The organism is Olleya namhaensis, assembly GCF_900114005.1.
GTDB lineage: Bacteria > Bacteroidota > Bacteroidia > Flavobacteriales > Flavobacteriaceae > Olleya > Olleya namhaensis.
In genome coordinates this window covers 55,336-77,436 of sequence record NZ_FORM01000010.1, presented here as the reverse complement: position 1 = coordinate 77,436, position 22,101 = coordinate 55,336, and the positions used below count along the sequence as shown (strand labels likewise).

The following is a 22,101-nucleotide window of genomic DNA, read 5'->3' as shown; positions in this document are numbered from 1 at the left end:
TTATGCTGTTTTAACTTTTAAACGTTTCATTCTGCGTTTTACGTTTCCTTGTATTACGTAATGGTCAATAGTTGGTGCAAAGACATTCATTAAAAGAATAGCTAAGAATACACCTTCTGGATATGCTGGGTTAAATACACGGATCATTATTGAAATAAAACCGATTAAAAATCCATAAATCCATTTACCTTTATTTGTTTGAGATGCAGTTACTGGATCTGTTGCCATGTATACGGCTCCAAATAAGATACTACCAATTATTAAATGTTGCCAGAAAGGCACATTCATTAATCCATAAAACTTACTAGATTCTCCAATCCATTCTGCAGATACAACACCATTAAATATTAATCCCATTGTAAGCGCTCCAATTAAAGTAGACACTATAATTCTCCAGCTTCCTACCTTTGAAAAGATTAAGAACAATGCCCCAAGAATAATTAACAATTTAGAAGTTTCTCCAACTGATCCTGGAATAAAACCAAAAAACATATCCATGTAATCAATACCGGCTAAACTACTGTTTTGAGCATACGCACCAAGCAATGTTTCTCCAGAAATAGCATCTGCTGTTCCTGCACGCTCTACTGCTTCGTGTACCCAAACTTTATCTCCTGACATCCAAGTTGGATATGCAAAGAATAAGAAAGCACGTATTGTTAATGCTGGGTTTAGAATATTCATTCCTGTACCACCAAATACTTCTTTACCAATCACAACACCAAAAATTACTGCAACAGACAACATCCATAAAGGAATATCAACTGGTACAATTAATGGCACTAACATCCCGGTAACTAAATAACCTTCTTCTACTTCGTGACCTTTAATTACTGCAAAAATAAATTCTACAATAAGACCAACTCCATAGGATACAATTACCAATGGTAATACTGTCCATGCCCCAACAACAAAGTTATCCCAAGTCAAGAAGTTTGCAAATAAAGATGCTTCTCTTGTTAAACCTGCTGCAGCGTCAATAGCCGCATAATGTTGGTAACCTGCATTAAAAATACCAAAAATCAAACATGGCACTAAAGCCATAATTACGATGTTCATGGTACGTTTTAAATCATCTGCTGCCTTAATGTGCGTTCCACCATGAGTGGTTTCATTTGGCAAGTATAAAAAAGTATGAATCGCGTTAAACGCAGGAGCCATCTTGGTTCCTTTATACTTTTCTTTTAAATTATGTAAATTACTTTTTAAGCCCATTATCCTATCTCTTTAAGCATTAAGTCTAATCCTTCTCTAATTATCTTCTGGTGTGGTTGTTTAGAAACACAAACAAATTCTGTCAAAGCAAAATCTTCTGGTGCAACTTCATACATACCTAAAGCTTCCATTTCGTCTAAATCCTTATACATACAAGATTTTAAAATCTGCATTGGAAAGATATCTAAAGGAAATACTTCTTCATAATTACCTGTAATAACAAAAGCACGGTGCTCTCCATTAGTATTGGTATTTAAGTCAAACTTTTTGTTTGGTGTTAACCAAGAAAAAGTTAGTGCTCTTGAAGTTGATACTTTATTAAAAACTGGTTTATTCCATCCAAAAAACTCATAATCGTCTCCTTCAGGAATTACAGTAATTGTGTTACTATAATAATCTAAATAACCATCTGGCTTAACTTGTTTTCCTGATAATACATTACCAGAAATCACACGGTCATTACCATCTTTGTCTACACCGTTATCATAAATCATGGTTGCTATTTCGCTTCCTAATTTAGTTTTAAAATAACGAGGCTTTTTAACTGAAGACCCAACTAAAGCAACTGTACGCTCTGCATTAAACTTACCAGTTAACAACAGCTCTCCAATAATAACAAGGTCTTGAGCGTTTATAGTCCAAACTACCTCACCTTTATTTACTGGATCAATTTTGTTAATCTGTGTCCCTACATTTCCTGATGGATGCGGTCCAGAAACTTTGTGTAAAGTAATATTTGAAAGTCCTGCTAATGGCGAATTACCATTTTTTGCAATACTAACATGTACTTTACCGTCTGTTAATTTACTTAAAGCAGTAACTGCAGCTTGTAACTCGGCTTCTTTACCTTGTAACACATAATCTAAATCTGCTACTAAAGGCGCACTAGCGTAAGCTGATATAAATATCGCTTTAGGCTGGTTTGCTGGATTTGCAATAACATCATACGGACGTTGTTTTACAAATGCCCAACATCCAGACTCTAATAAACGTGATTTAATATCTTCCGCTTTCGCTGAATTTAAATCTAACTTACCATAGTCATGAAACGATTGTTCCTTGTCTGCTTTGATTTTTACTGAAAGTATTTTTCTTTTTTCACCACGAGCTATCTCAATAATCTCTCCTGAAACAGGAGACACAAATTTTACAGCTTCATTTGACTTGTCGTAAAAAACAGGCTCGCCCGCTTTTACTTTTGCGCCTTCTTTAGCTGCTAATTTTGGTGTAACTTGATGAAAATCTTCCGGTCGTATTGAATAGAAATTGCTAACAATAGCATTTTCGGTAGCCTTTTCGGCTGCTCCGACTAATTTAATATCCAGACCTTTTTTAATCTTAATGTCGTTTGACATATTATAAATCTATTGGTTAATAGTTATACTGATTGTGATTTTTATAGGCTTAAAAATCCGTGCAAAAATACAAATTAATAACAAAATTTCTTTGAGTAGAAGACTGTAGTTGCTTTATTTATAATTATTCTAAATAACAAAAATAACTTAGGCATAGATTTTGTTTATCTTTGTTATTCAAAATAGCCTATAAATGCCTATAAATATTAAACACTTTGTCATTGCGTTTCTAATTTTTACAACGGGGTTTTCTCAAGTTGAAGAAATCACACCTCCCGACTATATCAAAACTATTTATTTTAACGGAGGTACTTCAGAAAGTCAACTACCAATAATACAATTAGGAGAGACATTACTATTAGAATTTGATGCGTTAAACGGAGACGAGGAAGATTATTATTATAAAATAGAACACTATAATTTTGATTGGACACCCTCTATTTTAGTAGAATCAGAGTACATTGATGGCTTTGATGAGCAACGCATCAGAGACTACGACAACTCATTTAATACGCTACAAACGTTTTCGCATTACAAATTATCTATTCCCAATCAATTTACTAAAAGCATAAAAATTACAGGTAACTACCTGCTTACTATTTATGACGATTATGACGATGTTATTTTTACTAGAAAATTCATGGTTTATCAATCTCAAGCCAATGTAGGTTTAGAAATTAAGCGCTCTAGAAATGTTTCTACCATTGCCGAAAAACAATCGGTAGACATTTCAATAAGCTCGGGACAATTACAATTTGTCAACCCAAAAGAAACCGTAAAAACAGTAATAATTCAGAATAACAACCTAACATCTGCTATTACAGACTTAAAACCGCAATACATACTTGGTAATGAATTAAGCTACAGATATAATGAAGCCTCAAGTTTTTTGGGTGGTAATGAGTTTTTAAGCTTTGAAAACAAAGAAATTAGAGCTGCAAATACTGGTGTACAATACATAAGATTAGAAGATTTATATCAAACCTATCTTTACACCAACACATCTCGTGCTGACTTAGAATACACTTATAGCCCCGACCTTAACGGAAACTTTTTTATAAATGCTTTAAATTCTGATCAACCAGAAACGGAAGCAGATTATGCTTGGGTACACTTTGCTTTACAATACCCAAAACTAAAAGAAGGCCAAACCATACACGTCTATGGTAATTTTAATAATTATGCTATAGAACCTCAAACAGCTTTAGAATATTATGAAGGGGAAGATATTTACGCAACCGCTATACAATTAAAACAAGGGTATTATAATTACAAATATGTAATAGTAGACCAAGACGGAACACTGCAAGAACATACTATTGGTGGCAGTTTTTGGCAAACCGAAAACAACTACAAAGTATTAGTCTATTACAGAGCACTAGGCACTAGATATGACAAAATTATTGGCTTAGGCGAAGCTAACTCTGTTGGAATCACTAATTAATTGTTAAAAACAGCCTTACCTCTATAAATTATTACATTGTAACAAATAATTCATTATTTTTACAATAAGCAAATTGCTTAACACTATGGTTCAACAAGTTACAAGCGGGATTAAAATTACGGTAGAAACTAATTTTGAGGGCACATTTTATAAAAATTATAAAATCAACTTCGCTTTTGGTTACGTTGTTACTATCGAAAATCAAAGTAAAGACTCTGTGCAACTAAACGCTAGACATTGGATTATTTCTGATGCCTTAAATGATGAAGAAATAGTTTCTGGAGAAGGTGTTATTGGCCTAAAACCAGTATTACAACCTGGAGAATCCCACACCTATACGTCTGGATGCTTACTAACCTCTCCTTTTGGAGCGATGAAAGGGTATTACAGTATGGTAAACTTTACTACTACCAAAAAGTTTAATGTTGCTATTCCTAGTTTTAAATTAAGTGCTCCTTTTGCACTCAATTAATAGCACGGATTACTTTTCTTATTAATGTACTCTGTTATACTAAAAATGTAAATATTAAATTCTAATATTTTACAATTTTACTAACACATATAACCCAACAAAAAATCGTAACTTTGTGCTTTAAATTTTCAAACTAAAAACACAACACTTATCATGGGAAAAGGATTTTTCAATGTACCAATTGCTGTTAACGAACCAGTAAGAGAATATGCTCCAGGCTGTCAATATCGTGAAGCAATAGCTAAGACATACAAAACAATGTACAATAGCAACTTAGACGTGCCAATGTATATTAACGGAAAAGATGTAACAACTGGAAACACTAGAACAATGTCTCCTCCGCATGATCATAAACATGTTGTTGGTCAATATCATTTAGCTGAGAAATCTCACGTAGACGAAGCTATTTCTACTGCTTTAGAAGCAAGAAAAAGCTGGTCTCAAGTGCCTTGGCAAGATCGTGCTGCTATCTTTTTAAAAGCTGCCGAATTAATTGCAGGTCCTTACAGAGCTAAGATTAATGCCGCAACTATGATTGCACAATCAAAAACCATTCATCAAGCAGAAATTGATGCATCATGTGAGTTAATAGACTTTTTACGTTTTAACGTACAGTTTATGACAGAAATGTATCATGAGCAACCACAAAGTACAAGTGGTGCTTGGAATAAAATAGAATACAGACCACTAGAAGGTTTTGTATACGCTGTATCTCCATTTAACTTTACTGCTATTGCTGGTAATCTACCTGCTTGTATGGCAATGATGGGGAATGTTGTTGTATGGAAGCCAAGTGATTCTCAAATATACTCTGCAAAAGTAATTATGGATGTATTTGAAGAAGCTGGTGTACCTGCAGGTGTTATCAATGTTGTATTTGGTGACCCAGTAATGATTACAGATACTGTATTAGCTAGCCCTGATTTTTCTGGTTTACACTTTACAGGTTCTACTTATGTATTTAAAGAATTATGGAAACAAATTGGTAACAATATCCATAACTACAAAACATATCCAAAAATTGTTGGAGAAACAGGTGGTAAGGATTTTATCGTTGCACACAAAACTGCTAATCCTAAACAAGTAGCAACAGCTATTACAAGAGGTGCTTTTGAATTTCAAGGTCAAAAATGTAGTGCTGCTTCTCGTGCTTACGTTTCAAAAAGTATTTGGAACGAAGTAAAAGAGCAAGTAATTGCAGATGTTAAGTCATTTAAAATGGGATCTCCGGAAGATATGGGTAACTTCATAACTGCTGTAATCCATGAAGGATCATTTGACAAATTAGCTAAATACATAGATCAAGCAAAAGCAGACAAAGGTGCTGACATTATTGTTGGTGGTGGACACGACAAAAGCAAGGGTTACTTTATAGAGCCTACTGTTATTGTTGCAGAAGACCCTAAATACACAACAATGTGCGATGAGTTATTTGGTCCTGTTATTACTATTTATGTGTTTGAAGATGACAACTATTCTGAAACATTAAAATTAGTAGACGAGACTAGTGATTACGCATTAACTGGTGCTATTTTAGCAAAAGACAGATATGCTGTTATCGAAGCAACTAAAGCTTTAGAAAACTGTGCTGGAAACTTCTATATTAACGATAAGCCAACAGGTGCTGTTGTAGGACAACAACCATTTGGAGGCGCAAGAGGCTCTGGAACAAATGACAAAGCAGGAAGTATCTTAAACTTACAACGTTGGGTATCTCCAAGAATGATTAAAGAAACATTTGTAACTCCAGTAGATTATAGATATCCTTTCTTAGGAGAATAGTATAACAACTATTTATAAACTAAAAAACGCGAACCAATGGTTCGCGTTTTTTTTTGCTTTATTGTAAACTATAAAAAATAAGTCTACTACTTTTTAAGTTCTAATTTTTCGGCAAAATAGTCGCAAAAATCTTTCATTGTTGCCGTCATTTTCTCGTCTTGAGTTGCTCTATTAAAAGTATCACTCATCGCTACTAGGGTTTGATGAAAAAACACTTTCATTTCATCCACAGGCATATCTTTAGTCCATAAATCTATTCTTAAAGATTCTTGTGCTACATTATCCCAAACGGATAACATCATTGCTTTAGCTTCAGCATTTTTAATGCCTCCATCTTGTGCTGTCCAATTTAATTTTTCCGGCACTCTGTTTTCGTCTAACTCTACTTTTAAAGTTATTTCTGAGGTAATTTTAGCCATTACTGTCTTGGTTTATATTTAGATTTATTAAATACTGTTTGCGCTGGTGCATTAAGCAATTCTGCTAATGTCACATCGTTATTTTCCATGTATGCTTTTACAATTTGCCAACCTACAAACTGCCCTACTTTCCCAGGAGATTCGTTATCTATTTCTGCTAAGTAAAACTTAGAAAATGGTGCTGCATTAATAAAGCGATTAGGTAATTTAGAGTCCGTACTGTATAACAATTCTTTTTGAATAAAGTATTGCCACATTTGCTCTTGGTTAGCCGTAACCCAATCTAATTGAGCTTGTGTGTATCCTATTTTCTCTGCATCCGATTTAAAAGGAATAAGCTTGTCTTTGATATATAAAAGCTTTCCTGAGTAAACCATTTCGTCTAATAGATTTTTTCTTTTTGCGTTGGACACATACTTTTTAGCATAAGCATCTGCTAAATCCACCACAATCTGTTCTGGTCGCATGTTAGCTACAATGTAATTTTGAAGTCCTTCGTAAAAAAAATGATCACTCCCTAAATAGGTATCCAACTCTATAACAGCAATAGTATCTGTAACTATAACTTTGTTTCTGTAATCAACATCCGATGTTGTTGTTATTACGCGAGGGGTTTTAAATGTTGGGAAGTAATATTTTAAGGATTGAAATAATTGCTTAATTTCCTCTTCTTCTTTTTTTAAATCAGGAAACTGTTTTATAGTTTCTTCATTTAATTGAAGCTGTAAAGTATCGCTCATTTTTCCTACCCAAAAGGCATCATCAAACTGACTAGGAAACATAAATGGAAATTCTGTCTTTAACTGATCTAAATCACCAGGCCTTGCTTCCGCGAAAGCGACATCAAAACGCGCAATATTAAGATTTACATCAATATTTGCGATTTGATCTGCATCCTTGTTATTATCTTGACAAGAAAACACTAAGAAAAATAATGATATAATTAAAATGGATACTCTCATAAAACTTAAGCGCTCTTAATTTTTATTACTAAAGGGTTTACTTTATTTTTGTTAGGCAAAGGTACTATTCTTTGTTTAAAATTCTTTGATTATGCAAACAGAAAAAGTTGTTAAACATATTGTAAAATGGTTAAAAGATTATGCTACTAACGCAAAAGTTAATGGTTTTGTTGTTGGAATTTCTGGCGGAATTGATAGCGCAGTTACCTCAACGCTTTGCGCAGAAACAGGTTTAAAGGTTTTATGTGTAGAAATGCCTATACATCAACCAGCTAGTCATGTCTCTAGAGGCCAAGAGCATATTGAGCAACTTAAAAAACGATATCCTAACGTTAGCGGTATTATATCTGACCTAACACCTGTTTTTGAAGAGTTTAAAACCGAAGTGTCTTTAGACGGGAAACAAGAAATTGTAGATATGGCTCTTGCCAATACACGTGCACGTTTACGTATGACAACCCTATATTACCATGCTGGATTACTAGGCTTACTAGTGGCAGGAACAGGGAACAAAGTAGAAGATTTTGGTGTTGGTTTTTACACAAAATATGGTGATGGCGGTGTGGATTTAAGTCCGATTGCAGATTTACTTAAAAGTGAAGTTTATACCCTTGCCGATTATTTAAAAGTATCAAGTTCTATAATCAATGCGGCACCTAGTGATGGGCTTTTTGGTGATGCTAGAAGTGACGAAGATCAAATTGGTGCATCTTACCCAGAATTAGAATGGGCAATGAAAATGAAAGACGAAGGAAAAACCGAAACAGACTTTTCTGGAAGAGAAAAAGAAGTATTTAAAATTTTTAAAAGATACAATACCAACAACTTACATAAAATGAACCCAATTCCGGTTTGCGAGATACCTAAAGATTTAATCTAAAAGTCTAAGCTAATAAAATTTTACATACCTTTACCATGCTATTATTATTTCTATAACTCGTGCTTTTTTTATTTAAAAGGAGCACCTTAAAAACTAATTGACCATGGTTAAACTAATGGTTGCGGACCAACACCCTATTGTCACAAAAGGGTTAGAATTGGTCTTCGCAAGTTCGCGTGATATAAAATTTATTGAAGCTGTTCCTGACGGCGAAGCTATTTTTGGCGCTCTAAAACAATACACTACAGATATTTTACTTTGTGAAATAGATTTACCAAAGCTTAATGGTATTAGTGTTTTAAGACGTATTAAAAAAGAACATCCCGAAGTAAAAGTTATTATCTACAGCGCACAACAAGAAGAAGTGTATGCGGTAAGTGCTATAAAAGCTGGCGCAGATGGTTATGTTCAAAAATCTACGGACTTATTAACACTAAAAGATGCCATCATGAAAGTACATTTGGGTGGCGTTTATATAAGCCCAAGTCTATCTAGAAAGATTGCTCTTGATAAAAATTCTGGAAAAAGTAATTACTATAAAAAACTATCTACTAGAGAGGTTGAAGTCTTAAAACTTTTATCTAACGGAAGAAGAAATAAAGAAATTGCTGAAGAATTACAAATCAACGAGAAAACGGTAAGTACATACAGAGCGCGTTTAATGAAAAAACTAAACGTAACTAACTTAATAGATCTTGTAAATCAAGCCAAAAGTTTAGATTTATAACGCTCGGTTTAATTTTCTAGCTAACAACATTTTCAAACCAGAGTAGTCCTTGACCTCTTCTAAGATGTCTCTATTTACTTCTGCTCTGTTTTGAAGTGTTTGTTGCTGGTAATTAAGTACTTTTTGATCAATTAAAAAGCATCTTAACGTTAAAATCGTTTCGCTTACTAACTGTGGCACAGAGTCTACTTTAGTTTTCGGGAATATATTGTTACGTTCCCAATCGGACAATTCATAACGCTCATCTTCCATTAATATAGACGTAATCTCTGAAGCTAAATCAGGATGAATTGTATTTATAATACTCTCTATTTTAAATTCAGGATTTTGATTTAAGGTCTCAATTATTGCAAAATAAATATCTTTAAACATTGGATTTAAAAACTCCATTTCGTCTTCTTGCAAATCTAAAAACACTTTTTCAAACACTTTAGATTGCTGCACAACAGGTTCTAACTCCAACTGTCCTTTTTCGTTTTCTTTTAAAATTAAATCTTCAAAATCCTCTGTTCTATCCCCATAAAGCAATAAAATTTCAATAATTTTTCGTTCTAATGTATATTGTACATCTACTTTTTTAACTGTCGGTGTGTTTTTAACAACCTCAAAAGCTTTAGGTGTTTCTGGACCTTTAGACCCACTATTTTGATCTTTGTTTGTGATTTGTGCCAAAGTAGAAAACAATACTTCCTCACTAATATCCATTATTCTAGCACACTCTTGAATATAGATTTCAGTTTTAATTCTATCCGGAATTTTAGCAATACTGTTTACAATATCTCTAATAGTTTCCGCCTTTTTTATTGGGTCATTTTTTGCACCTTCGTATAACACAGAAGCTTTAAACTGTATAAAATCCTGAGCATTGTCTTCTAAATACTTAGTTAACTCTTCTAAGGTATTAGATTTAGCAAAACTATCCGGATCTTCCCCTTCAGGAAATGTACAAACCTTAACATTCATACCTTGTTCAAGGATTAAATCAATTCCTCTTAAAGAGGCACGCATACCCGCAGCATCACCATCAAATAATACAGTAATGTTTTTAGTTAAACGGTTAATTAATCTAATCTGATCACTTGTTAAAGCTGTTCCAGAACTGGATACAACATTTTTTATTCCTGTTTGATAAAATTGAATAACATCCGTATACCCTTCTACCAAATAACAATTATCTTCTTTAGCTATACTTTGTTTGGCATTATAAATACCATACAACACTTTACTTTTATGGTACAGATCACTTTCTGGGCTGTTTAGATATTTAGCAGCTTTTTTATCGTTGGTTAAAATACGTCCTCCAAAACCTAAAACACGACCACTCATACTTTGTATAGGAAACAACACACGCCCTTTAAAACGGTCAAAACGCTTACTCTCCTTTACAATTGTTAATCCTGTAGCTTCTAAAAACTCTAATTTATATCCTTTTTTTAAAGCTTCGTCTGTAAATCCACTCCACTGATCTAAACTATATCCTAAATCAAATTTCTTTATGGTTTCTAGTGTAAAACCACGCTCTTTAAAATAACTTAAACCAATTGCCTTTCCTTGATCTGTATTATGCAGTATATTTTGAAAATACTTACTTGCAAACTCGCTAACTAAGTATAAACTTTCACGTTTATCCTGTTCTTGTTTCTGCTCGTCAGATTGTATTGTTTCTTCAATTTCAATATTATACTTTTTAGCCAAATATTTAATAGCTTCTGGATAAGTAAAATGCTCATGCTCCATTAAAAAAGCAACGACATTACCCCCTTTACCACTAGAAAAATCTTTCCATATTTGTTTAACAGGAGACACCACAAAACTTGGCGATCTCTCGTCAGAAAAAGGACTTAAACCCTTAAAATTACTACCTGCTTTTTTAAGCTGAACAAAGTCACCAATAACCTCTTCAAGTCTGGAGACTTCATATACTTGGTCTATGGAAGATTTTGAAATCAAGATTTTTTTATTTTGAAGGATTAGACTGTAAAAGTAATATAAATAAGACGGTTTTCAATTACTAAACATATAGTTTTAAAACACACAAAACCCCTTTATATTGTAATAACCTATTCTCTAATAAGTAGCAAATAAAAAAAATGTTAAACAAGATAAATCGTAGTTCATGTCTTTTATCTCAAATTTGACTAATTTTGCAGCATGGTAAAAGATATTCAACTTCGTGTTTCGTTAAAAGAAGAAGAGATTCCAGATATTTTAATTAAAAAATCTGCGATATCCCTTTCCATGTCAAGAGATGACATTACAGGAATTAAGGTTTTAAGAAAATCTATTGATGCCAGAAAACCAAAAATCATCTTTAATTATAAGGTTTCGGTTTTTATTAAGGAACCTATGCCTGACACATCTGACTACACCTTTGACTATAAAGATGTATCAAAAGCAAAACCTATACATATTATAGGATTTGGTCCCGCTGGTATGTGGGCAGCTTTACGTTGTATAGAATTAGGGTTTAAACCTATAGTTTTAGAGCGTGGTGCAAATGTAAAAGATAGACGACGCGATTTAAAAGCCATCAATCAAGACCATTTTGTAAACGAAGACTCTAATTACTGCTTCGGAGAAGGAGGTGCAGGAACTTATAGTGATGGTAAATTATACACCCGTAGTTTAAAACGTGGTGATGTACGTCGTATTTTTGAAAACCTTGTTTATCACGGCGCTACGGATCAAATTTTGGTTGATGCGCATCCACATATTGGAACCAACAAGCTACCAAAAGTTGTACAAAATATTAGAGAGAATATCCTTAAATATGGTGGAGAAGTCCATTTTAATACCCGTGTCACAGATTTTACAATTAAAAATAATAAGATCGAAGCTATCCAACTTAAAAATGGAGACGAATTAATAACCGATAAAGTGATACTAGCAACAGGGCACTCTGCTAGAGATATTTTTAATCTACTACATAACAAAAATATTGCACTAGAAGCAAAGTCTTTTGCAATGGGTGTTAGAGCAGAACATCCACAACATATTATTGATAGCATTCAATACCATTGTGAAGGACCAAGACCTGAGTTATTACCCGCTGCCTCTTACAGCTTAGTACAACAAGTCAATGGACGTGGTGTATACAGTTTTTGCATGTGTCCAGGTGGATTTATTGTTCCTGCAGCAACTGCTAATGGAGAAGTTGTTGTTAATGGAATGTCACCTTCAAGGCGAAATAACAAATTTGCAAACTCAGGAATTGTTGTAGAAATTGATGCCAATCGCGATCTTAAAAAATACGAACATTTTGGCGCTTTAAAAGCATTAGAATTTCAGAAAGACTTAGAGAAGTTAGCATTTAATGCAGGTGGACGCAGCCAAGTAGCGCCCGCACAAAGAATGACTGATTTTGTTGAAGGTAAATTATCAAGTAGTTTAAATGAAACCTCTTACCAACCCGGTCTAAACAGTGCCCCTTTACATAGTTTATTTCCTAAATTAATAGGAGCCTCTTTAAGAAAAGGGTTTAAAGCATTTGGAGATAAAATGAAAGGATACTATACTGAAGAAGCTAATATTATTGGGGTTGAATCTCGTACTTCATCTCCGGTTAGTATTCCAAGAGGAGAAACGTTAGCGCATCCAGAAATCACAAACTTATATCCTTGCGGTGAAGGTGGTGGATATGCTGGTGGAATTATTAGCGCTGCCATGGATGGTGAACGTTGTGCAGAAGCTGCAACAGGCAAACTATAATAGGTCCTTTTAAAAGCGCTATTAACATAGACATAAATCCATTTAGACTTAACCTTTACGGTTATAAGTCTTAATATTAGTCGTGCTTCAAATAAAGATATTATTCTTATTTTTGCCTCTTAAATTAGAAATCAATGAAAGCATATATATTTCCAGGTCAAGGTGCCCAATTTACAGGAATGGGTCTTGATTTATACGAAAACTCACCAGAAGCACAGCATTTATTTGAAGATGCAAATGAAATTTTAGGTTTCAACATTACAGACATTATGTTTGAAGGTAGTGCTGAGCAATTAAAAGAAACAAAGGTTACACAACCTGCTATTTTTTTACACTCCGTTATTTTAGCAAAAACCTTAGGAGACACTTTTAAACCTGAAATGGTTGCAGGACATAGTTTAGGTGAATTTTCTGCTTTAGTAGCAGCAGGCGCACTAAGCTTTGAAGATGGACTTAAATTAGTATCTCAGCGTGCACAAGCCATGCAAAAAGCTTGCGAAATACAACCAAGTACAATGGCTGCAGTATTAGGTCTTGAAGACAAAGTTGTTGAAGATATTTGTGCTAATATAGATGGTGTTGTTGTTGCAGCAAATTACAATTGTCCTGGACAATTAGTAATCTCTGGAGAAGTTAGTGCAGTAGAAAAAGCTTGTGAAGCAATGAAAGAAGCAGGAGCAAGACGTGCATTAATGCTTCCTGTTGGAGGCGCATTTCACTCACCAATGATGGAGCCTGCAAGAGAAGAATTAGCAGCAGCTATTGAAAACACAACATTTAGCACACCACATTGCCCAATTTATCAAAATGTAACTGCAACTGCAATTACTGATGAAAACGAAATAAAAGCAAACTTAATCTCTCAATTAACTGCACCTGTGCGTTGGACACAATCTGTGCAGCAAATGATAACAGATGGGGCAACTTTATTTACTGAAGTTGGACCTGGAAAAGTATTACAAGGGTTGGTAAAAAAGATTAACAGAGACGCACAGACGGCATCTGCAACCTTAGATCTAAAAAATGATGAGTAGTAGAAATATACTTATTCTAGGCTTAATTGTTTTAAATATAATTTTGGATCAAGTCTCTAAAATCATTGTTAGAGTTGATGTTATTGCAGGTACTGAAACTGAAATTTTTGGACAATATTTTACACTTCATAATGTAGAGAATAAAGGTGCCTTTTTAGGTATGGGTAGTGACTTTAGTCCTGCGCTGCGTATTGGGTTACTTTTAGTATTACCTATAATAGTTTTAGCTTTAGTTTTAAGACATATTATTAAAGACAAAACGATGAATACAATGACCTTAGTTGGGTTTTGTTGTATAATAGGTGGTGGAATAGCCAATGTATACGATCGTATTGTATATGGCTCTGTAACCGACTTTTTACACATTGACTTAGGTGGTGTGTTTAGAACAGGAATTTTTAATCTAGCAGATGTATCTGTTATGGTTGGAATGGGCTGTTTGATAGTGGGCAGTTTTAATACTAAAAAAGCATAAAAAAAAAGCCTCGATATTTATCGAGGCTTTTTTATTTATCTAGCTAAATTACATGCACTGCAATCTTTAACTTCTCCGTAATACGTTTCGCGATACTTGTGAAGCGTTTTAATTGGTATGCCAAGCACTTGTTTTTTAATGTACGTTACTTTGGCACTAAGTCTCCCCATTTTGGGAGCAAATCTGTTTTCCTGTCTTGTCTGACGTTTTACTGTGATCAATTTCATTGTTTTATCATTTGCATTAGTTGCAAAGGAATAAAGAATAATGACCAACAACGAATTTAAAAAACTAAAATAGTGTTAATCAGATAATTAATACAAATGTGTTAACTATGTTCCGTTATAATTATAAGATTGACAACTAGAATAACATCTGGCACCTAATATGTTAATTAGAGTGTAACACTTTTTGCCATTTCCAAGCAGATAGCATAGCATCTTCCAATGTATGCTCTGATTTCCATCCTAATTCTGCGTTAGCTTTTGACGTATCTGCATAAGCAGAAATAACATCACCTTGACGTCTGTCTACTATCTTATAATTAAGTTTTGTGTCTGAAACTTTTTCGAATGCTTTAATGACTTCTAATACTGTACTACCTGTTCCTGTCCCTAAATTAAAGACCTCAAAATTAGTTTGATTATTCTTATTTAATAAGCGTTGTAATGCCACAACATGCGCTTTTGCTAAATCTACAACATGAATATAATCTCTAACACAAGTGCCGTCCGAAGTTGGGTAATCATCTCCAAACACAGATAATTGTGCTCTTTGTCCTATGGCAGTTTGCGTTATATATGGTATTAAATTTTGAGGCACACCAATTGGTAACTCGCCTATTTTTGCAGAATCGTGTGCGCCAATTGGATTAAAATAACGCAAAGCAATACTGTTTAATTTAGCATTGATATTACATGTGTCTTTTATTATTTCTTCTCCAATTTGTTTTGTGTTTCCGTAGGGTGATTCTGCTAGTTTTACTGGTGCAGTTTCTGCTATTGGCATTACGTCTGCCTGCCCATAAACGGTGCACGAAGAACTAAAGATAAAATTAGACACTTCTAATTTTATTAGTTCTTGTAGTACGTAAACCAAGGTATTGATATTATTCTCATAATACATTAAAGGATTGGTTACACTCTCTCCTACTGCTTTACTTGCTGCAAAATGGATAACACCTTGAATGTCTTGATGTGCTTTAAAAAAGTTTTGAACTGCTGACTTATCTTTTAAATCTAGCTTTTCAAAAATAGGCGCCTGATTTGTAATTGAAACAATACCCTCCAAAACGTCTAATGAGGCATTGGAGAGATTATCTATTATTACAACTTGGTATCCTTTATTTTGAAGCTCGACAACGGTGTGTGACCCTATAAACCCTAAACCGCCTGTTACTAGTATTTTCATATGTGGTTATATGCGTTAGGGATAGAAGCGGTATCCTTTTTTTGCTGCCATATATGGCAAAAAAAGATTTTAGCGGATAACCCGACCCTTGTGGTAACGCCCTAATGGTTTAGGCTAAAAAATTTTTAATTGTTGTTGTTATAAATTCGATTTGCTCGTCATCCAACTCGGTATGCATTGGTAATGATATTACTTGCTTTACTAATTGGTTTGTAACAGGAAAATCAGATTCGTTATAACGCTCATCTTTGTATGCTTTTTGTAAATGTAACGGGATTGGGTAGTACACACCACATGGAATTCCGTTATCATTTAAGTGCTTCACTAAAGCATCTCTGTCTGCGTTTTGGATTTTTAAAGTATATTGATGAAACACGTGACAGTCGCACGTATCACAAATACCTTCGCAATTATTTACCGTCTTTGGAGTTGTTATTTGCGGTACGCCTGCCAATGCTGCACTATATTTTCTTGCGGCATTACGACGTGCATTATTATAACTATCTAACTTAGGTAATTTTGCATCTAAAACTGCTGCTTGTATAGAATCTAAACGCGAGTTTACCCCTACCACATCATGGTGGTAACGCTCGTACATTCCGTGATTTACTATTCCTCTTATAGTATGTGCTAACGCATCATCGTTAGTAAAAATAGCGCCTCCATCTCCATAACATCCTAAATTTTTAGAAGGAAAGAAGGATGTTGAAGCCACATGACCTATGGCACCCGCTTTTGCTTTTGTCCCATTGCTATACTTATAGTTTGCGCCAATTGCTTGTGCATTATCTTCTATAACATACAAATTATGCTCTTCTGCTATTTGCATGATTGCTTCCATATTGGCACATTGCCCAAATAAATGTACAGGTACAATCGCTTTGGTTTTTGGTGTAATTGCCTTTTTAATGGCTTCAATACTGATATTAAAATCGTCAGGGTTTACATCTACTAAAACAGGTGTAAGTTTTAATAATGCGATAACCTCTACAGTTGCAGCAAAGGTAAAATCGGCTGTGATCACTTCATCTCCTTGCTCCAGACCTAATCCCATCATTGCAATTTGCAATGCATCTGTACCATTAGCACAAGGGATTACGTGTTTTACATCTAAGTAATCTTCAAGATTTTTTTGAAACTCATGCACCTTAGGCCCATTTACAAAACTGGTGTTGTCTATAATTTCTTGAATTGAAGAATCTACAACATTTTTTATAGCTGCGTATTGACCTTTAAGATCAACCATTTGTATTTTTTTCATCGCTGTATATGTGGTAAACTAATGTTAGAAACTTAGTTTTACTTTTAATTTATAATTATCGAATTTACAAAAATACCAAACGCTAAGCAATGAATTGTTTATTTTAGCAAAAATAGATACGTGAAAACACTTTATAACACAACCATTATAGTAGCTAATTTAGCTTTAAAAGGTCTAAGTTTATTTAATAACAAGCTTAAATTAGGGGTTATTGGGCGTGCTGAAACTTTTAAAAAACTACAACAAGCGTTAAATACTGGTGATAAAACACTATGGTTTCATTGTGCGTCTTTGGGAGAGTACGAGCAGGGTTTACCAATTTTTAACCAATTACGCACAAACTATCCCGATCATAAAATTGTGTTATCGTTTTTCTCTCCTTCTGGTTTTGAAATAAGAAAAAACGCCCCTTTTGCGGATATCGTTGTTTACTTGCCTTTAGATAGTAAACAAAATGCAAAACGTTTTATAACTATGATTAACCCAGAGTTAACTGTTTTTGTTAAATATGAAATTTGGCCTAATTACTTAAATGAAATAAAAAACAGAGGGCTGAAAGCTATATTAATATCAGCAGCTTTTAGAGAAGACCAATCCTTTTTTAAATGGTATGGTAAGGAAACTAAAAAAGCGCTATTTGCTTTTGACCATATTTTTACACAAAACGAAACTTCAAAAACACTTTTAGAAACTATTGGTTATAAGCATGCAACCATATCTGGAGATACTAGATTTGATCGCGTTTCTAACCAATTACTAATTGATAACAACTTACCATTTATAAAAGCCTTTAAAGACGACAAATTATGTATTGTAGTTGGTAGTTCTTGGCCGGAAGACGAATTGCTTTTAATTGATTTTATCAACGATTATGAAGGCCTACCAGTTAAGTTTATAATTGCACCACATAATATTAAATCCAAACAGATTGAAAACATACAGTCTGGATTAATTAAATCTTCCGTCTTATTTTCAAAAAAAGAAGGACAGAATTTACAAGATTTTGATGTGTTTATTTTAGATACTATTGGGCTATTAAATAAAGCATATAGCTATGCAGATATTGCTTATGTTGGTGGCGCTATGGGTAACACTGGTCTGCACAACATTTTAGAGCCTGCTGTATTTGGTGTACCAATACTGATTGGAAAAAACTATAGTAAATTTCCTGAAGCTTTTGACATGATTGACAATGGTGGTGTGTTTTCTATTGCTAACATAGATTTACTTACCACTAATTTAAACCGTCTTATTAATGATACGGATTTTAGAAAAACGACGGGATTAAAAAACTTAGATTTTATAGCAAAAAACAAAGGTGCTACAACTACCGTGATGACCTATTTACAGCAATAAAAACAGTACTATTTTTTAGCAGCATACAAGGTGTTACTTATTAAAGCCGCTATTATTATAGCTATTCCTAATAATACCATAGCACTATAGGATTCTAAAAACCAGAATGTACTTACTATAATTGTAAAAATTACTTCAACGTATTTAAACGGTGCGACAACACTAGTTTTTCCTGTTTGAAAAGCTTTGGTCATATAGAGTTGTCCAACATAGCCAAAAACACCTAAACTAAGCAGTATTAGCCACTCTATTTGATTTGGCGTCTTCCAGTCTCCAATACTCATTACACCTCCAAATATTAAGGCTGTAAGCATAAAGTAATTGATTATAACCAATGGGCTTTCATCCTTTCCAATTTTTCTAATTAAAACAAAAACTAATCCATTAGAAAAAGCCGAAACAAAGATTAAAACTAATCCTAATGTATTTATATCCTGACCAAACCCTTTGATAATTAAAACTCCTGAAAAGGCTAACGCAAACAGAAACCATTGCAATAATTTGATTTTTTCTTTAAGTAAAAACACAGCTAAAATTGCTGCAAAAATTGGCGCTGTATACCGTAAAGACACAGCAGTACCAACAGCAATATAATTTAAAGATTGAAAGAAACAGGTCAAAGATATCACACCTACTATGGCTCTTATTATCATTAATTGCTTCTTTTTACCAAAGTAAGGAATCTTATTTTTTAAGATTAATGGCGTTGTAAAAGCTAATGTACCGATGGCTCTAAAAAAAACAATTTGATACACACCAAACCCATTTAGATATTTGACTAACAAATTCATAAGTGCAAAAGCTAATGCACTTACAACCATAAATATGATGGACTTATTATAATTCATTTTCAAGTAAAAAATCCCTTCAATAAAAAATATTGAAGGGATATATTTAATAGCGCTAAATAACGTATTATTTTAACGAATCTATAATTTTTAAAGTACTTTCTGTTGTAGATTTTATTTTATCTAAATCATAACTACCATCAGCACCCTTTGCGATAAGCTTAGAACCTATCCCTACACAAGTTACACCTGCCTTAAACCAAGCTTCTAAACTATCTCTAGTTGGAGAGACACCACCTGTAGGCATTATACTTGTCCATGGTTGCGGACCTTTAATAGCTTTTACAAAATCAGCACCGTATGTTCCACCCGGAAACAGTTTTACTATCTCACAACCTAATTCTTCAGCACGACAAATCTCAGTCAAAGTTCCACAACCCGGAGACCACATCACTTTACGTCTATTACAAACCAATGCTATGTCTTCTCTTAAAACTGGGGTAACAATAAAATTAGCTCCTAAAGCCATATATCTAGATGCTGAAGCAGCGTCTGTAACAGACCCAACTCCCATTATCATTCCTGGTAATTCTTTTGCTACATACTTACTTAAAGCGTCAAAAACTTCGTGAGCAAAATCGCCACGAGCTGTAAACTCTAATAAACGTGCACCACCATCATAAACAGCTTTTACGACTGATTTACTAATTTCTATATCGTCATTATAAAACAAAGGAACTAATCCTGTTTGCTTCATAACTTCTGCTACTTGTATTCTTGTAAAATTTGCCATTTTGTATTTTTTATCTGGAAACTTTCCCTGAGGAATCTCCACTTAATAATTTTTCGATATCAGCTAGTGTTATTAAATTACAATCACCAGAAATGGTGTGTTTTAAGCAGCAAGCTGCTACTGCAATATTTAAAGCACGCTGTTTATCGTTATCATTGTTTACTAATCCGTAAATTAATCCTCCCATAAAAGCATCTCCACTACCAACTCTATCGACTACCGGTGTCACTTCTTTAACATCTGCATTATACACAGATTTTCCGTCATACAAGATACCACCAATACGCTGGTGAGATGCACTAACAGAATACCTTAAGGTCGTCGCTACTGTTTTTAGATTAGGACACGATTTAAATATTTGATCGTATAAGATGGGTAATGATTTTTCATTTTGGTAATTAGGATTAACCTTATCTTTACCTAGCATGAAAAATGCTGTATCAATATCTCCTAAAATAATATTACTATATTTTAAAAGCTCTGGCATTATTTGATTTGGTTCTTTACCATATTGCCATAATTTAGATCTATAATTTAAATCTGAAGAAATAGTAATCCCTAATTTATGAGCAACTTTTATAGCCTCTAGACATTCGTCAGCAGCAGATTGAGAAATTGCAGGGGTAATCCCACTCCAATGAAACCATGTTGCATCTTTTAAGACGTCTTCCCAGTTTATAGCGCCTTTAGTAATTGTTGACATAGAACTATGTGCTCTATCATAAACTACATTACTACCACGTGTACCAGCTCCCGTTTCTAGATAATAAATACCTAATCGGTCACCACCATAAATCACGTTTTTGGACTCTACATTAAATTTACGCATTTCTTTTAACGCGCAAGCGCCAATTTCGTTATCAGGTAACCTGGTAACAAACTCGGCAGGAATACCATAATTTGCTAATGATACTGCTACATTAAACTCTCCACCACCATAGGAAGCAGCGAATTTATTTGCTTGAGAAAATCTTAAGTGACGCTCTGTCGAGAGCCTTAACATAATTTCTCCGAATGTGACAATTTTACTCATTTTATAAATTTGATTACTATTCTATTTAAAAAAACCAAATAGTTTTATTTTTTAAAACCTTTTTTTAACAATCAATAGACGTTAAAAAAAAATTGTACAAAAAATAAAACTATCCAGTTTACTATAACTTATAACATTAGTTAGTTAAATCTATTATCTCATTACTTGTAATAATGAACTAAGTCTGATTTATTTCTAACTAAGATACTTAAAATTAAATTCCTAAAGCTTGACCACCACCAATTTGGATCGTTTCAGCTGTAATGAAAGACGCATCCTTACTTGCTAAGAATGAGATTACTCCAGCAACATCTTCTGGCTGACCTAATCTACCTAACATAATATTGTTTGCCCAAGAAGCAAAAACCTCTGGCTTAGTTGCTTTAATCTGTGCATGGAAAGGTGTATCAATAGTCCCTGGAGACACTGCATTAACTCTAATACCATATTCAGCTAAATCTTTAGCTAAAGCTCTAGTAATTGCGTGTACACCTGCTTTAGACGTACCGTAAATACCTGCACCTGGTCCACCTGCAGTCCATCCTGCATTAGATGTATAGTTAATTATTGAAGGGTGCTCTCCTTTTTTAAGGAAAGGGATAGCTGCTCTTGAAGCAAAAAATACTGAATCTAAGTTTAAAGCCATTACATTTCTGTAAAACTCAGTTGTCATTTCTTCAAATCTAGATCGACCACCTAATCCACCTGCATTGTTTACAAGCACATCAATTCTACCATATTTTTCACCAATCTTAACGATGTTAGCTGTTACTTGCTCTTCGCTAGTTACATCAAAACCGTAATATTCTGCAGTGATCCCATCAGCTTTTAATTGCGCTAATTTTTCAGCTCCAGCTTTATCATCAATACCGTTTAAAACTACAGTATATCCATCTTTTCCTAATCTTTTTGCTACTTCAAAACCGATTCCTCCTGTGGCACCTGTTACTATAGCTACTTTTCCGTTTGTATTACTCATTTTTATAT

Annotated in this window: 21 protein-coding genes; 9 read left to right on the top strand and 12 right to left on the bottom strand. The window is 33.8% G+C overall.

What is annotated here, in order from left to right; all coding sequences use genetic code 11:
- Together BMZ09_RS14510 and BMZ09_RS14505 are read right to left on the bottom strand one after the other, a co-directional pair.
- Positions 1-1,215 (bottom strand): NADH:ubiquinone reductase (Na(+)-transporting) subunit B, encoded by a 1,215-nt coding sequence (locus BMZ09_RS14510; protein ID WP_090841926.1) that lies wholly within the window; start codon positions 1,213-1,215, stop codon positions 1-3.
- Entirely contained in the window at positions 1,215-2,570 is a 1,356-nt protein-coding gene (locus BMZ09_RS14505; RefSeq protein ID WP_090841924.1) for a Na(+)-translocating NADH-quinone reductase subunit A, read from the bottom strand. Before BMZ09_RS14505 ends, BMZ09_RS14510 begins: the two co-directional genes overlap by 1 nt.
- 193 nt (positions 2,571-2,763) lie before the next feature.
- On the opposite strand from BMZ09_RS14505, the gene BMZ09_RS14500 reads away from it, so the two are divergent.
- From BMZ09_RS14500 to pruA, 3 genes are all read left to right on the top strand, one after another.
- A complete protein-coding gene (locus BMZ09_RS14500) occupies positions 2,764-4,014 on the top strand; it encodes a type IX secretion system plug protein (RefSeq protein WP_090841922.1) in 1,251 nt (416 codons plus the stop codon).
- 85 nt (positions 4,015-4,099) lie between these two features.
- Positions 4,100-4,486, top strand: coding sequence for a Co2+/Mg2+ efflux protein ApaG (gene apaG / locus BMZ09_RS14495; RefSeq protein WP_090841920.1), 387 nt, complete (start codon positions 4,100-4,102; stop codon positions 4,484-4,486).
- Between the two features lie 153 nt (positions 4,487-4,639).
- Positions 4,640-6,268 (top strand): L-glutamate gamma-semialdehyde dehydrogenase, encoded by a 1,629-nt coding sequence (pruA, locus tag BMZ09_RS14490; protein ID WP_090841918.1) that lies wholly within the window; start codon positions 4,640-4,642, stop codon positions 6,266-6,268.
- Positions 6,269-6,354: 86 nt separating this feature from the next.
- Here pruA and gldC read toward each other — a convergent pair whose 3' ends face one another.
- Positions 6,355-6,687, bottom strand: a complete 333-nt coding sequence (gene gldC, locus BMZ09_RS14485; protein WP_090841916.1) for a gliding motility protein GldC — start codon at positions 6,685-6,687, stop codon at positions 6,355-6,357.
- Positions 6,687-7,649 carry a gliding motility lipoprotein GldB gene (gldB, locus tag BMZ09_RS14480; RefSeq protein ID WP_090841914.1) on the bottom strand — a complete coding sequence of 321 codons (963 nt, stop codon included), beginning with the start codon at positions 7,647-7,649 and terminating at the stop codon, positions 6,687-6,689. The genes gldC and gldB overlap by 1 nt, the downstream gene beginning before the upstream one ends.
- 91 nt (positions 7,650-7,740) lie before the next feature.
- Between gldB and nadE the strand changes: the two genes are divergently transcribed.
- Complete coding sequence (nadE, locus tag BMZ09_RS14475) at positions 7,741-8,529, top strand: NAD(+) synthase (protein ID WP_090841911.1); 789 nt, start codon at positions 7,741-7,743, stop codon at positions 8,527-8,529.
- 103 nt (positions 8,530-8,632) lie between these two features.
- Positions 8,633-9,256, top strand: a complete 624-nt coding sequence (locus tag BMZ09_RS14470; RefSeq protein ID WP_090841909.1) for a response regulator — start codon at positions 8,633-8,635, stop codon at positions 9,254-9,256.
- Here BMZ09_RS14470 and dnaG read toward each other — a convergent pair.
- Positions 9,251-11,206, bottom strand: coding sequence for a DNA primase (gene dnaG / locus BMZ09_RS14465; protein ID WP_090841908.1), 1,956 nt, complete (start codon positions 11,204-11,206; stop codon positions 9,251-9,253). The genes BMZ09_RS14470 and dnaG overlap by 6 nt on opposite strands.
- Positions 11,207-11,407: 201 nt before the next feature.
- On the opposite strand from dnaG, the gene BMZ09_RS14460 reads away from it, so the two are divergent.
- From BMZ09_RS14460 to lspA, 3 genes are all read left to right on the top strand, one after another.
- Entirely contained in the window at positions 11,408-12,964 is a 1,557-nt protein-coding gene (locus BMZ09_RS14460) for an NAD(P)/FAD-dependent oxidoreductase (protein ID WP_090841906.1), read from the top strand.
- Between the two features lie 134 nt (positions 12,965-13,098).
- Positions 13,099-13,998: an ACP S-malonyltransferase gene (fabD, locus tag BMZ09_RS14455; protein WP_090841903.1), complete on the top strand. Its 900-nt coding sequence runs from the start codon at positions 13,099-13,101 to the stop codon at positions 13,996-13,998.
- Entirely contained in the window at positions 13,988-14,473 is a 486-nt protein-coding gene (lspA, locus tag BMZ09_RS14450; RefSeq protein WP_090841901.1) for a signal peptidase II, read from the top strand. Before fabD ends, lspA begins: the two co-directional genes overlap by 11 nt.
- Before the next feature lie 35 nt (positions 14,474-14,508).
- On the opposite strand, the gene BMZ09_RS14445 is transcribed toward lspA, so the two are convergent.
- From BMZ09_RS14445 to BMZ09_RS14435, 3 genes are all read right to left on the bottom strand, one after another.
- Positions 14,509-14,700, bottom strand: coding sequence for a hypothetical protein (locus BMZ09_RS14445; protein WP_090841898.1), 192 nt, complete (start codon positions 14,698-14,700; stop codon positions 14,509-14,511).
- A 163-nt stretch (positions 14,701-14,863) separates the two neighbouring features.
- Positions 14,864-15,883, bottom strand: coding sequence for a UDP-glucose 4-epimerase GalE (gene galE / locus BMZ09_RS14440; RefSeq protein ID WP_090841896.1), 1,020 nt, complete (start codon positions 15,881-15,883; stop codon positions 14,864-14,866).
- Positions 15,884-15,992: 109 nt separating this feature from the next.
- Entirely contained in the window at positions 15,993-17,144 is a 1,152-nt protein-coding gene (locus BMZ09_RS14435; protein ID WP_090841894.1) for a DegT/DnrJ/EryC1/StrS family aminotransferase, read from the bottom strand.
- A 120-nt stretch (positions 17,145-17,264) separates the two neighbouring features.
- Here BMZ09_RS14435 and BMZ09_RS14430 point away from each other — a divergent pair, with 120 nt between their 5' ends.
- Positions 17,265-18,500: a 3-deoxy-D-manno-octulosonic acid transferase gene (locus tag BMZ09_RS14430; RefSeq protein WP_090841892.1), complete on the top strand. Its 1,236-nt coding sequence runs from the start codon at positions 17,265-17,267 to the stop codon at positions 18,498-18,500.
- Positions 18,501-18,508: 8 nt separating this feature from the next.
- Here the strand turns inward: BMZ09_RS14430 and BMZ09_RS14425 are convergent, their stop codons facing one another.
- The 4 genes from BMZ09_RS14425 to BMZ09_RS14410 all read right to left on the bottom strand — a co-directional run bounded on the left by BMZ09_RS14425 (position 18,509) and on the right by BMZ09_RS14410 (position 22,093).
- A complete protein-coding gene (locus BMZ09_RS14425; protein ID WP_245741153.1) occupies positions 18,509-19,348 on the bottom strand; it encodes a DMT family transporter in 840 nt (279 codons plus the stop codon).
- A 67-nt stretch (positions 19,349-19,415) separates the two neighbouring features.
- Complete coding sequence (locus tag BMZ09_RS14420) at positions 19,416-20,081, bottom strand: bifunctional 4-hydroxy-2-oxoglutarate aldolase/2-dehydro-3-deoxy-phosphogluconate aldolase (protein ID WP_090841888.1); 666 nt, start codon at positions 20,079-20,081, stop codon at positions 19,416-19,418.
- 10 nt (positions 20,082-20,091) lie between these two features.
- Entirely contained in the window at positions 20,092-21,114 is a 1,023-nt protein-coding gene (locus BMZ09_RS14415; RefSeq protein WP_090841886.1) for a sugar kinase, read from the bottom strand.
- A gap of 214 nt (positions 21,115-21,328) precedes the next feature.
- A complete protein-coding gene (locus BMZ09_RS14410) occupies positions 21,329-22,093 on the bottom strand; it encodes an SDR family NAD(P)-dependent oxidoreductase (RefSeq protein ID WP_090841884.1) in 765 nt (254 codons plus the stop codon).
- Positions 22,094-22,101 lie beyond the last annotated feature (8 nt).